The organism is Pantoea sp. paga, from assembly GCF_007558755.1.
GTDB classification, from domain to species: Bacteria; Pseudomonadota; Gammaproteobacteria; order Enterobacterales; family Enterobacteriaceae; genus Pantoea; species Pantoea agglomerans.
The window spans coordinates 1207229-1219567 of record NZ_VLTF01000001.1; the positions used below are offsets into that span (position 1 = coordinate 1207229).

The window sequence follows — 12339 nt, forward strand, 5'->3', positions numbered from 1 at the left end:
GCGAATGAAAAAGATTGAACTTAAATCAATAGCTAAAGATCTTTGTGGTTTTGTCGCCACTTTAACATTAGCTTATTATGCTTGTAAATATATCATAAAGCACCCAGACACTTTTCACCTATCATCTCTCATTACAAAACCGAATGATACACTTTTATTTTCTGTACTTATAATCGGGGGGATAATTATATCTACTTGGTATTTTCATAGAGGTAAATCTATTAAGGCATTAAATGATGCGGCACTTTCTGCTTCAGCAACTTATGTGGCTTACTCCGCTTTTTACAAAAATATCCTAGGTAACACTGCAATATTTGATTTTTTTAAATCACTATTTGACTTGGAAGACCTCCTGATACTTAAGGTTATTATCCTAACCTGCTTAGCTGCAAAATTCTTTATCTGCGCAATTGAGTTTATTCAGGAACGCGTTAAGGAAACATTAAACTCTCTCAAAAAAAGTGAACTTAGCGAACTCACAGAAAAAACGCCTGAAAACTCTAAAGAAAACCTTATATCTGAAATATTAAACACTATAAAATTTATTGTCAGAAGCAGGAATAATTAAAAATCAATTTTTCCAGACCTTTTCATTGCCGCAATAACGATAATTGTTATTGCGCACCAAATATCAACAATTACAACCCAAGCAGTTATACTGCTATCGAACACAGCCAATATATTTAACGATAATATAAAAATTGAACATATAAACATATTAACCCCCAAAGAAAACACCAATATATTCTTAATACTTCCGAAATCTATATTTGTCAAGTTCATCAATTAAAGAATATTTTTACTTAAAGCAAGGGCTAACTCAAAGAAGCTCCGCTTCTCTGAGTTGCCTTGCTTTTCTGCTCTATGTTTGAAAAGAAAAAATCAAGATAAAAAGACGTGCTTCAGTTATTTAATCCTAACATAAGTGGATGCGCAATCTGCTAATTTAAATGACGCTCTAAATTTAAATTATAGAATTTATTTGATTGAGCATTAAGTTAGATAATGCTATAAGTTGCCTTATGGCGATATTACTCTTTTCACTTTGATCGCTACCATGAGCAATTTCATTCCTTATCTTGATAAGTTCCTCAAACATATCAAAAAGCTTATTTTGCTCATCTAAACTTGAGCAGTCGGCTTCAATAATCCATTCACAAATAAATGAAGTCATTTTCTTCTGATTCCCAAGCTTCTTACGCGATTTCTGAATCCCTTTGAGCTCCCCGAATTTGTCATTTTTTTGATGGAACGACATAAGAAAATCTTCGCAATAAAATACGTTCTCAATAAGCTTATAGAAGCATAAAAAACTTTCATCAAAGAAGCCTAAGAATTGATAATGAATGCCTTTCTGATAATATTTTTTGTATTGGACAGGAATTTTATCATATGTATCTTTTAAGGATATTAACTTATCTTTACGCAGAAGAAATGGGTGTATAGGATTATGCCCAGCCGTTTGGATCCCTCCCCCTGATTGCAAAATCCTAAAATACATGCCTTCTTCATTTAAGTATAGGTTTAATGATGAGTGTGAATATTTTGCAAAATATCCTGATAGCTCTATAAAAGACACTATCTCATTTTTTATTTTCTCTGCTCTTTCTTTAAAATAACTTGTAAAGTATATTTTATTTACGATATCCTTGCTTAAACTTTCATTATCGTTATACCTCAAACTCAAATCTTTTCGGAATTTTCCGTAATTCATTTCTTCATCAGAAAAATCAACTGTAACAATGTACTTTTCAGTAATATCGGAAAAATGATAATCAAGACATTTAATACTTATGGTTTTTATTTTTAAATATTCAATTTTCACTTTACCTTGGAAATCAAAAATTGCCGTTGGAATTTTTAAGGAATCATCCATTACCACTGACTTAGCTTTTTCCTTGTGTATTTTCCTATGTGCAACGGCATTAGCAAAACTAAACCCCGCATCAATATGAAAATCTAGTGTAAAGGAAACATCTTTATTACTTTCAGCTAGGAAAACATCCCAATCGATAAACTCAAAACTTCTAATACCATGTTTCATTCTGCGTACCTCTCAACCTGAATAGGATCAAACACTTTTAGAGCTCTCATAGTACATTCTCTCATTTTTTTAATCGAGTAATTAGTAATAATGACAATGCCTTCTTGACAAACCAATAAAGACCCAATAATAATTTAGTTAAATATTCAATTTCATATATGAAAAGGAGTTCATATGGAAAATAAATCACCCATTCCTCGTGTAGGCAAAAGCATTGTCCCTTTGATTAAAAGTTCCTCAAACCTTACTAACGTGATTCCAGAAACACTCAGAACCCATTGTGTTAGTGTCCGTCTTAATAACGCCGAATTGATCAAGCTAAACGAATTGAGAGGAGATTACGCAAAAGGCGAATGGTTACGTATGGCTTCTTTGCAGAAGCTCCCCATGATTGTACCTCCTGTAAACATCGATACATGGAAGACTTTGGGTGAGATCAATCAGAAATTAAACCGTATTGCTTTCCATATCGATAGTAAGAGTAAAGACAGCCAGCTTACGAATACAGAGCTGTTTGCCGTAAGAAGACAGATCATAGAGCTTCGCCAGAGCCTTATCTCAGCAGACGTATGGAGTGCCCCTAATGAAAGGTATGCAGAAGATTCGGAGAGGTAAGAGCTTCGCTGGCGTTGTCTTCTATGCACTGAAACCTGGTTCACATCATAGAAGTGATCCAATCGTCATTGGCGGGAACATGTTAGGTGATTCAACCCTTGAACTGATAGCTGAATTCGATAGCACCAAGCATCTTCGCCAAGATGTCGCAAAACCAGTTTGGCACAACTCGCTTCGCCTGCCACAGGGTGAATCCCTTACAGCGAAGCAGTGGGATGTGTTTGCTGACGACTACATGAATCGCATGGGGTTTAGTGAGACGCACTTACGCTGCTATGTCTTACATGACGACGAGGCCGGCCAGCACATTCATATCATTGCCAGCAGAGTCGACTTAGTTGGGGGTAAGCTTTACCTAGGTAGGAATGAAAACCTAATCAGCACGCGAGTAATTCAGGAGCTTGAGATGGCGCATGAACTGACTAAAACAAAAGGTCACTCGCCTTCACATAGCCCTTCCCCATCCAGTAAGCGTAAGAGGCTATCACGAAGTGAGGAACAGAAAGAGAAGCGCGAAGGCCAGCAAAGCCCCAAAACTTTCCTGCAGAACACAATAGATACACTCCGCAGTACTCACAATGGCATTCCGAGCTTCGTTAAAGCACTTGCTGAGAACGGTATAACGACCATACCCAACATTTCCTCCACGGGCCGTATGAATGGTTTCTCATTCGAATACTCCGGGATCGCCTTTAAAGCTTCCCAGCTGGGAAAGTCTTACTCATGGGCCAACCTGCAAGAGAAGCTTCGCTACGAACCTGAACGTGACAATCCTCTGCTGTTTGCTTTGAAAGCTTCAGCTATGGGAGGTAATGAGACGAGTGATTCAGATAAAGAAGTTACTAAGGTAGCTATTACACCGTCATTACCAGCTGCTTTAGAATCCGAAGGTACGCCTCCTCCTATTTATGATCATAGAGCTGGAGCGTCAGAGACAACCGAAGCGCAGACCCTTTTCAACATAACGAGTACGTCAGGCAAGCAACCTAGTAGGGCTGACTACTTCATGACAAGGGTATTAGAGTGGCTACTGAGCATTCCTTACCTGGCCGCTTTCACAGACCTGCTCAAAAAGGCAGGTAAGACGTTTCTCCACCAAAAATCCTCATTTTCGACAATTCATACAGTCCTCTCAGCTGAGCCTGAGTTATCTGAGCCACCAGGCAGCAGCAAAATAGTGACTGAACGCACAGCAGTGCCCTTTCGATAACCTCCTGCCTCTACGCAATTTTCCAGTCTAAGTTCTTATTTGCACAAGCAATTGATCGCTTTTACAGATCGATAATCTATATATGATAGCCATTACCTATCAAATAAGGATCATCGATCGGTACAAGTGATTTGCTTAAGTTTTGAACTCGTTCAAAAATGCGTCGTAAAAGCAGTTACCAATCAGCTAGTTATGAGCGACTTTAAAATAAAGGTGCATAAAATGGACACAGCGGCTTTGAGCGGTCAGAAAGTGAGTAAACCATCGTTCTTTCGTTCGATTAGATTCTGGATTGTTGTGGTAGTGATTTTCTGGATTCTGACTGATTCAAATCCTAGGGACACTGCAGGGTTCCTGTTCATGTGGACGTTACCTGCCTTCTTCTTACTCCTTACGGCATATGTGTCATACACACATAAAAGAGCAAACGCGTCGACTATCGACCTGCTGAACGTCAATGACAACGGTCTGTGGATCCATGAGTTCCAGGACAGCAAAATGACCATTGATACGAATCGGAAGTTGCTAACTCTCGAAGCAGGTAAGCGCAAGAAAGCTTACAGGTTTAGTGACGTCAAAGGCTGGCGATATCATTTAGCCGTTGGAGGTGAAATCGTAGCTTTTGATTTAGTCGGTATGGCAGGAGCTAAAGGTCAAAACAACCTTACCCGCCTTAAAAATTTCGAAAACTCAGGGTTCTTTATCCAGGTGAGAGACATTGAATGCCCGGAATGGCAGATCAAATTTCACCCCCGTAAAGGCCGGTTTCACCATGAACGCGGGATCCGTGATACGGAAATGCAATTAAAACAGTGGTGTGAAATTTTTGATCAGACACTCAACAAAACCACAGCAACACAATAATTATCAATATCAAATAAGGGATTAAGAAATGAATAAAATTTCAACAGTTGTAGTCCTGTCTTTGTCAGTTTTGCTCACTGGTTGCGACAGCGAACCCTCCTCTTCCGAAATCCAGAAAGCTATGCAGGAAAACATTGAGCACACAAACCAGCAAGCCAGACAGCGGTTCGGTGAAAACAGCAAAGACATGCTCACGACTCTGAACAAAGCTGACAAGGTTTCCTGTAAAGAGTCTGAGGCAAAAGGGACATATCTTTGCAAAGTGGATACTGATATAACACTACCAATGATGGGCGAGAAACAAACCGTAGCTGAATTCAAATTCACGAAAAATGAAGGTAACTGGAAAGTATCACCTTAATTGAATCCAATAATTAACAAGCTCATTTTCCAACGAAATTTCAAAGCACATATTTTATGCGCAAGTGTTAGCACCAGGGAACCATTCAAAAAAATAAAAAACCAGAAGCCTTTCAAAGGTCTTTCCGGTTTGTATAGGGCTTAGGTATTGAGTTACAATCAGACTATCTTAAGACAAATGAATGACGCTTATTATGAACAAAATGCAAATCGAAGAAATGCTTGTAAAAGAGGGGTTTACGCCAAAAGAAGTCTCTGTGATACGTCAGCATGCTGAGAAAGACGGTTATCCTTATCCCTGGCTCCTTTCACAGTTAAAGAAAAGATTCATAGTTGCAATGATATTAATAGCAATCCTTCTCGCAGGACTCATTTATACTATTCGCAGTGGTACACAAGAAAACCTTGTTTCGTATTCGATCACGCTTGTAGCAGGTTTCGTTATTTTATATATATTCGTACCTTTGAAACCTGCATTTAAAGCCTACAGATTCATTAAAAAGCATGGTCACTCTTTGTAAGTGTCAGAGATTGACTTTATGGCTGAAGCGTCATTATAGACTTCAATGAATAGCTCTTTTCTGCTCATTTCCTTAATCCCGCGAACGTAGTCGGTATTAAGAAAATAGTAGAGCCGCCAGGCCTCAGGTTTTTGTACCAGACGCACGATGCCATAGAGAGACAGTGCCAGGTCCATTGAACTGTATGCTAACTGCCCAACCCTCTGATCGAACCCCAAAAACTCAGCTGTTGCTACATAACCCTGTTTGAGTAACCCAACACTATCAGTTTTGCCATACACCAGGTTCTCAACAGACTCCTGAAAGCCGTTGAGTCCATGCAGAACCAACATTCCCCCAAAGGCAGAACCTATGATTGTCCCTGACGCAAGGGAAGCACCGATCACTGATACACCGGCTATTACCTGCATACCGCTCAGCACTACCCCAACGCCATTAATCACATAGCCCCAAAAATCTCCATTCCTGACCAACTGCACCGAAGCATGAACCGCAGCTGTTCCTGCTCTTAGCATTCTGTCCTGAATCGTAAGGTACTCATTTTCCTTTTTGAGATTCTGGATGCATTCCTGGCATTGATCATCAGTGGAGCCAGAACGGATAACGTTAAGCTGAGCATTAACGAAAGCCTTAACGTTATCCTGGAACTGTAACCTATTAAATCCGTCTTTAAGGTAGATGTGAGAAAGGTGATTAGCATTGCTTAGCAGCTGATTTGCCTCAGCATGAGCCATAGTCAGAAAGTAATCCTTGAATCGATCTGGTTTCCAGTAGTCCATGACTGTGCCTTTATGTCATTATACGTATCATTAAGTTTATTTAATCAGATTACCCTTCTCAGGGAAAGAAAAAGGACCAGTCATGAGTACAGACCTCTTCCTAAAAATTGATGGAATTACAGGTGAATCACCGGACAGTAACCATAAGGGCTGGATTGCTATTGAATCTTTCACATGGGGCGCGAACCAGCCAGGGAACATGTCAGTTGGAGGCGGAGGTGGTGCTGGAAAAGTTCAGTACCGCGATCTCTCGATTCAGGCCCTGATAGACAAAGCAACTCCAGCTATAATGCGCTATGTCTCTAACGGCAAGCATATTGGTAAGGTAGAGCTATCGGTATGTAAGGCCGGAGGGAGTCAAATCGAGTATTGCCGCATTACGCTTGAAGACGTTCTTATCACCAATGTGATTTTTAATGGTACTACTAACCGTGACCTGATAGGAGTCTCATATCAGTTCCAGGCATCAAAAGTTAAAACACAGTACTGGGAGCAATCTGCAAGCGGTGGCAAGGGTGCTGAAACACAGTCAGGTTGGGACATTAAATCTAACAAAGAATTGTAATTCTAATTTGGATAAGTAACTCAAAGTCTTAATGTAAACCATTAATCAAATGGAAAAAAGTATTAATATAATATTGAAGATACCAGTAACTCTTATAAAAATACATTATTTTCCCACCATAAACAAAAAGGTGTAAATTAAATGATAACAAATTTATCTTCTAAAAATTTCAAAGCTTTTGAAAGTACTAATATGGATATAAAACCTATAACATTAATTGTCGGACCAAATAACTCTGGCAAGTCATCTGCACTGGCTATCCCTAGAATTCTTTCACAAACTCTCCAGAGTTATGATAACAACATCCCGCTTCTGCTTAATGGTTATTTAGGGGATTTTGGGACTTATAAAGACATCACATTTGGCAATAGTATAAGAAAGGGGATTGAGATAAAAGTAAGCGTTAAAAGAGAAAAATCATCAGCTTTTTACTCAAAAATCTTCAAGAAAGCCGAGCTAGATTATACATCTAACTTTGAATTCACGTTCAAATACAAATATAGATCCAAGTTTCGTGAAATAGTTTTAAGCGAAATTGTTGTAGACGTTGGTAACGACAACGTTATAACTATTACGAGATCTGATGATAGTGAAAATTATGTTATAAACACATTAAATAATATAACAATCCCTACTGAATTACGTTCATCTATATCCAAAAAAATTAGGATCTTTAATTTCATACCCAGCAACTTAACTCTTGGGTATGAATTATACAACAATGAAAAACTGAATAAACTGATATTTGAGGATACGATGCATGCTGCAAGAGCATTAACTCATATATCTGATACTTTACAAAAAGATTTGACAGGTATTGAATATCTGGGCGCTATGCGTTCTGCACCGTTGCGAAGCTATTTATATTCTGGTGAGAGGCATTCTAAAGTTGGTATCACTGGAGAGAATTCAGCAAATATATTAGCAATGGATGAAATAAAAGGAGAAAAAAAATCCAAAAAGCTTATAAATAAAATATCTAATTGGTTAAATAAGGCTGGAATCGCATCTGATTTAAAAATCAACCACCTATCTGACCGTCATTATGAAATAAAGATACAGCATCCTATAACCAAAGAGTATGAAAATTATGCAGATGTTGGTTACGGAAACAGTCAAATAATACCTGTTTTAACAGCTGGTTATAATATGCAAGAAGGAGGATTACTTATTGTTGAAGAGCCAGAAATACATTTACACCCTAAGGCACAGGCAGAACTTGCAAATTTCTTCCTAGATATGTACCAGGAAAATAAGGTTGTTATCGCTGAAACTCACAGCGAACATTTGATTGTTCGCTTGCAACAATATATTGCACTTAAAGAAATACCAGAAGAAGATGTTGTTATTTATTATTCTCATTTTATTGGTGATAAAAAATCATTAATAAAACTTGAATTAGACGAGTTAGGAAATTTTAAGGATCCATGGCCCGAGGGATTTTTCCCACAGCGACTTGAAGAAGCTAAAGCTTTAGCTAAAGCACGTCATATTCGCTCTCATCAAAAATCAAGGAATGATTAAATGAACTTAGTAATCGATGCAAATATTTTTAAAGGGTTTTATCAGGAAACCGTACTTGAATTAAATGAGGATCAAACCAGCTTAACTGGCTCAACACTTAAATTATTCGATTTCGATAATAAAACTATTTACATGGACGAAGGAAGTCAAATTGAAAGTGAATGGAGAAATGTGGTCAGCCCTGAATGGTTTAATGCTTGGCTTATCTATGAACTTGAGTCAGGTAATGTAGTGAACATTCCAATAGAAAATCATGAAACGATATTAAAAACTTTAAAAACCAATGGATTTCCCTCTTCAGGAGATAAATGGTATGTCAGAACAGCAGTAACTCTTGCAGAACAGATGGATGAAGCAAAATTCATTACTGAAGATATGGATTTTTACGATCCTAAGAAAAAAAGCCTTAATGCTAAGGCCAGGGAAAATGTTATGAGAAGTAAGTCATCAGTTATTAGGAAATACCTTTTAAAGAAAACAAGTTTAATTGTTATTCCCGTTTGCGAATTCAATGAACTATAGAATCCAGCAACAATAAAAGGAATTGATTTGAAATATCAATTCCTTTATATTATGCAAAAACAACAAAAACGAACGAATAATAAATTAATAGTTTGCAAATTAATTATTAAAGCCAGATTTATCCTTTTTGGTTTAACAATTAAACTTTTAATATATTAAAAATAAATTTGGTGTCTATAGCATTCTCAAAGATACTTTTTTAACGCAGAAGATTTCATTTAAACTTCAACTGAAATCTCTTACCTTTCTTTTTTAGATGTGCAAAGAAACATTTAAATAGAAAGAATTTTTCATACTTAGCACGTTACTCACGATACACTCCCTCAGCCTCTTATTCATTATCAATGGCATAATGAATTAATAAAGCGAAGGAACAAAGCGATCTCGTGCTCATAGCTAAGGTGCGGAATGAATCTTGGAGAACTCGATTTAAGAGCGTTTGATAGTACAGATATGATCGTAAGACGATTAGCGAGATCTGTTTTAGATTGTGGAAGGTAGTGCTTAATGTAGTAGCCGACACAGAAAAGCCAGATACAGCGAATTATCTTGTCCTATGCAAAACTTGATTTTTTTAATCTCTCAATGAACATTTGTAAAAGCAAAAGTAGCTTTTCATCCTTTGAAAGAGCGTCTGTATTTTTCATAGTTATGAATAACGTCCATACTTCATCCTCGACTAATGTTAAAGAGAATATAGATTAAATCTTTTATCGGTAATTTTCCTTTTTTCAACTTCTTTAAATTGTTTATGATTAAGGATCAAGAACTATCTACTGGAGTTGAGACAATCCGCATGCAGAACAAATAACTAACAAAAACATAATAATAGCAATGTAACCGATAGTAATCAAAATTAAAAGAATAACTGACTTATGCAATACTAAATCAATTTATAAATAACCTCGTTTCATTCTCTTTTCTATAACCTGCTTTCAATCTTCTACTAGCACTATGGACCTATAAATTAATTGCAGGTTTGAAATTTACGTTACTCCTATCACAGTTCTAACTAAAAAATTGTCACATAATGTTTCTTGCGTATATATTGAGAGCTTTACTTATTAAGAATATGATTTATCAACTTTGAAGGATAGAAGAAATGAGATCTAAGCTATTAAATATCACCGTCAAGAACATAGGCTGTATTGGGCCAGAGGGTGTTAGTGTTAAACTCGACGATATTCTCTGTCTTGTTGGGCCAAATAACTCTGGTAAAACTACAATACTGAGAGCTTATGAACTTGCATTTAACCCTAATATATTTAATATAAATAGTGACAGGTGTAATTGGTCTAAAGGAGATCAAATATCCGAAGTCATACTTGATGTTCATATTCCTGAAGGGATGGGCAACGTAGATGAGAAGTGGAAAATAGTCGATGATGATAAAAGAATAGTCAGGAGTTCATGGTTCTGGGATGAGGATGGTAAATCCACCAGGAAAACATGGGATCCTCAACTAAATGACTGGGCGGCTGATGGTAAAGCTGGTGGTGCTGATAATGTATTTAAGTCACGACTTCCAAGACCTATGCGAATTAAATCATTAGACGATGCTGTAACAACAGAAGATATTTTGCTAACGTTAGCTTTGAGTCCTCTTGTTAAAGAGCTTAAAACATTAGAGAGTGACTGCGACTCACAAATATCAAAAGATAAAGCTGCTTTAGCTGCTACTGTAAATGCATTAGCTGGTCCGCATCAGCAAAGATTGTCTCATATATCTCAACAAATACAGCATGGTTTTCAAAATATTTTTCCTGGTCTAGGGGTACAACTTCATGTCGAAATGACACCTCCAGAGCTGAAAATTGAAAACTTACTCAAACAAGGTTCAGGATTACTCGTTGAGGAAGCTGCTGGCAAATCTCGAATCGGGCAACAAGGCACTGGAGCAAGGAGAGCATTATTTTGGGCAATGTTACAAGTACACAATGAAATTAGCCGTCAAACAGAGAAACGAGATGCTCTTCTCAAACCTTTAAAAGATCAGCTAAAAAAAGAGCTTAAAAAGAATTCAGAAAGCGAAACTGTAAAACTACTTAATCAGCAAATTGAAGCTATCAATAATGGTGATACTATTCCTGAGGACGCTGAGGACCCCGCATTACCTGGGTATATACTATTAATGGACGAACCTGAAAATGCGTTACATCCAATGGCTGCAAGAGCTGCTCAGGCACACCTTTATGCTCTCGGTAAACATTCTGACTGGCAAGTATTAATAACTACACATTCTCCTTATTTTATTAATCCTTTAGAAGATCATACTACCATTGCACGTATGCAGCGTTCGGCAGATGGAAAGTCATTGTCTCCACGATTATATATAGCAGATGAAGCAGATTTCTCAACAACTGAAAAAGATAACCTTCAAGCTTTACAATTGACAGATATTGGGTTTGCTGAAATTTTCTTTGGTAGTTATCCTATTATTGTTGAGGGCGATACTGAACATGCAGCTTTCATTTCAGCTATTGTAAAAACGCAGCACGAAATGTCTGGGAAAGTAAGTATCATAAGAGCTCGTGGTAAAGCTGTCTTAATTCCATTAATAAAAATGCTACGCCATTTCAAAACTAGCTTTGGCATTATTCATGATATTGATTGGCCTTATCGCAAAGATGGTTCTAACAATGGAATGTGGACTATTAATAATGTAATTAGAGAAGAGATTGTTAAATGCAGAAACCATGGTCATACCGTCTATCATCGTTGGAGCATACCTGATTTTGAACGTTTCTTAGGAGGGGCTGAGCTTGGAAAAGATAAGCCTTACTCCGCTTTCACCCGAATTTCTGCAGATGAAATTTTAAAAGTTAAAGTGCAAAAATTAATTTCATCGCTTTTTCAGGGAGAAGATCACGATCCTGTTGGACATCAACCAGACTCTGATTTTAACGCACAAATCCTTTCTGAATTATCTCATTGGGCAAAAGCTAACAATCAAACGAATAACATTAGAATAATTGGTATTTAATCAAAAAATTGATGATTGTAAATATCCCTGGGGTGTTAATTTTTAATGCCCTTTTAATTTTTAAATTCTCCTTTTTTTTCTCTTTCTTCTGGCAGCAACAACCTGATTTAGGAGTACAGCTTTCTCATACTTTACCCTTTCCTCACGATAAATATTTTCCGCCTCTTCATCATTATCAATGGCATAATGAATCATAAAGTGAAAAAAAAACGTGATCTCATGTTCATAGCCAAGGTGCTGAATGATTCTTGGAGAACTCGATTTTAGAGCGTTTGAAAGCATAGATATTATCGTAAAACGATCTGCAAGATCTGTTTTAGATTGTGGAAGGTAGTACTTAATGTAGTAGCCG

At 37.1% G+C, this 12339-nt stretch carries 13 protein-coding genes; 10 read left to right on the forward strand and 3 right to left on the reverse strand.

Annotation, left to right across the window (positions count from 1 at the left end; all coding sequences use genetic code 11):
- Positions 1–4: 4 nt before the first annotated feature.
- On the forward strand, positions 5–568 hold the full coding sequence (locus FOV68_RS05455; protein ID WP_143990440.1) for a hypothetical protein: 564 nt from the start codon (positions 5–7) through the stop codon (positions 566–568).
- Positions 569–964: 396 nt separating this feature from the next.
- Here the strand turns inward: FOV68_RS05455 and FOV68_RS05460 are convergent, their stop codons facing one another.
- Positions 965–2044, reverse strand: a complete 1080-nt coding sequence (locus FOV68_RS05460; protein WP_143990441.1) for a hypothetical protein — start codon at positions 2042–2044, stop codon at positions 965–967.
- Between the two features lie 174 nt (positions 2045–2218).
- Between FOV68_RS05460 and FOV68_RS05465 the strand changes: the two genes are divergently transcribed.
- From FOV68_RS05465 to FOV68_RS05485, 5 genes are all read left to right on the forward strand, one after another.
- Entirely contained in the window at positions 2219–2659 is a 441-nt protein-coding gene (locus tag FOV68_RS05465) for a hypothetical protein (protein ID WP_143990442.1), read from the forward strand.
- On the forward strand, positions 2628–3869 hold the full coding sequence (locus FOV68_RS05470; protein ID WP_246379251.1) for a relaxase/mobilization nuclease domain-containing protein: 1242 nt from the start codon (positions 2628–2630) through the stop codon (positions 3867–3869). The genes FOV68_RS05465 and FOV68_RS05470 overlap by 32 nt, the downstream gene beginning before the upstream one ends.
- A 192-nt stretch (positions 3870–4061) precedes the next feature.
- Entirely contained in the window at positions 4062–4733 is a 672-nt protein-coding gene (locus tag FOV68_RS05475; protein WP_143990443.1) for a DUF4755 domain-containing protein, read from the forward strand.
- 28 nt (positions 4734–4761) lie between these two features.
- Positions 4762–5094, forward strand: a complete 333-nt coding sequence (locus tag FOV68_RS05480; RefSeq protein ID WP_143990444.1) for a hypothetical protein — start codon at positions 4762–4764, stop codon at positions 5092–5094.
- 193 nt (positions 5095–5287) lie between these two features.
- Positions 5288–5614, forward strand: coding sequence for a hypothetical protein (locus FOV68_RS05485; protein WP_143990445.1), 327 nt, complete (start codon positions 5288–5290; stop codon positions 5612–5614).
- Here FOV68_RS05485 and FOV68_RS05490 read toward each other — a convergent pair.
- Positions 5602–6393, reverse strand: coding sequence for a DUF4225 domain-containing protein (locus FOV68_RS05490; RefSeq protein WP_143990446.1), 792 nt, complete (start codon positions 6391–6393; stop codon positions 5602–5604). The genes FOV68_RS05485 and FOV68_RS05490 overlap by 13 nt on opposite strands.
- Positions 6394–6475: 82 nt before the next feature.
- On the opposite strand from FOV68_RS05490, the gene FOV68_RS05495 reads away from it, so the two are divergent.
- From FOV68_RS05495 to FOV68_RS05510, 4 genes are all read left to right on the forward strand, one after another.
- The gene (locus FOV68_RS05495; protein ID WP_143990447.1) at positions 6476–6958 is read left to right on the forward strand and encodes a type VI secretion system tube protein Hcp; all 483 of its coding nucleotides are present in this window, start codon (positions 6476–6478) and stop codon (positions 6956–6958) included.
- A gap of 141 nt (positions 6959–7099) precedes the next feature.
- Positions 7100–8482, forward strand: a complete 1383-nt coding sequence (locus tag FOV68_RS05500; protein ID WP_143990448.1) for an AAA family ATPase — start codon at positions 7100–7102, stop codon at positions 8480–8482.
- Positions 8483–9004 (forward strand): hypothetical protein, encoded by a 522-nt coding sequence (locus FOV68_RS05505; RefSeq protein ID WP_143990449.1) that lies wholly within the window; start codon positions 8483–8485, stop codon positions 9002–9004.
- Positions 9005–10106: 1102 nt separating this feature from the next.
- The gene (locus tag FOV68_RS05510; protein ID WP_143990450.1) at positions 10107–11987 is read left to right on the forward strand and encodes an ATP-dependent endonuclease; all 1881 of its coding nucleotides are present in this window, start codon (positions 10107–10109) and stop codon (positions 11985–11987) included.
- 60 nt (positions 11988–12047) lie between these two features.
- On the opposite strand, the gene FOV68_RS24160 is transcribed toward FOV68_RS05510, so the two are convergent.
- A partial coding sequence (locus tag FOV68_RS24160; RefSeq protein ID WP_222104189.1) for a hypothetical protein occupies positions 12048–12339 on the reverse strand: 292 nt, incomplete at its 5' end.

Excerpts from the sequence above, each read along its gene's own strand:
- FOV68_RS05455 (WP_143990440.1), top strand. The coding sequence starts at position 5 with ATGAAAAAGATTGAACTTAAATCAATAGCTAAAGATCTTTGTGGTTTT.
- FOV68_RS05510 (WP_143990450.1), top strand. The coding sequence starts at position 10,107 with ATGAGATCTAAGCTATTAAATATCACCGTCAAGAACATAGGCTGTATT.
- FOV68_RS05485 (WP_143990445.1), top strand. The coding sequence starts at position 5,288 with ATGAACAAAATGCAAATCGAAGAAATGCTTGTAAAAGAGGGGTTTACG.
- FOV68_RS05490 (WP_143990446.1), bottom strand. The coding sequence starts at position 6,393 with ATGGACTACTGGAAACCAGATCGATTCAAGGATTACTTTCTGACTATG.
- FOV68_RS05460 (WP_143990441.1), bottom strand. The coding sequence starts at position 2,044 with ATGAAACATGGTATTAGAAGTTTTGAGTTTATCGATTGGGATGTTTTC.
- FOV68_RS05465 (WP_143990442.1), top strand. The coding sequence starts at position 2,219 with ATGGAAAATAAATCACCCATTCCTCGTGTAGGCAAAAGCATTGTCCCT.
- FOV68_RS05495 (WP_143990447.1), top strand. The coding sequence starts at position 6,476 with ATGAGTACAGACCTCTTCCTAAAAATTGATGGAATTACAGGTGAATCA.
- FOV68_RS05505 (WP_143990449.1), top strand. The coding sequence starts at position 8,483 with ATGAACTTAGTAATCGATGCAAATATTTTTAAAGGGTTTTATCAGGAA.
- FOV68_RS05475 (WP_143990443.1), top strand. The coding sequence starts at position 4,062 with ATGAGCGACTTTAAAATAAAGGTGCATAAAATGGACACAGCGGCTTTG.
- FOV68_RS05470 (WP_246379251.1), top strand. The coding sequence starts at position 2,628 with ATGAAAGGTATGCAGAAGATTCGGAGAGGTAAGAGCTTCGCTGGCGTT.
- FOV68_RS05480 (WP_143990444.1), top strand. The coding sequence starts at position 4,762 with ATGAATAAAATTTCAACAGTTGTAGTCCTGTCTTTGTCAGTTTTGCTC.
- FOV68_RS05500 (WP_143990448.1), top strand. The coding sequence starts at position 7,100 with ATGATAACAAATTTATCTTCTAAAAATTTCAAAGCTTTTGAAAGTACT.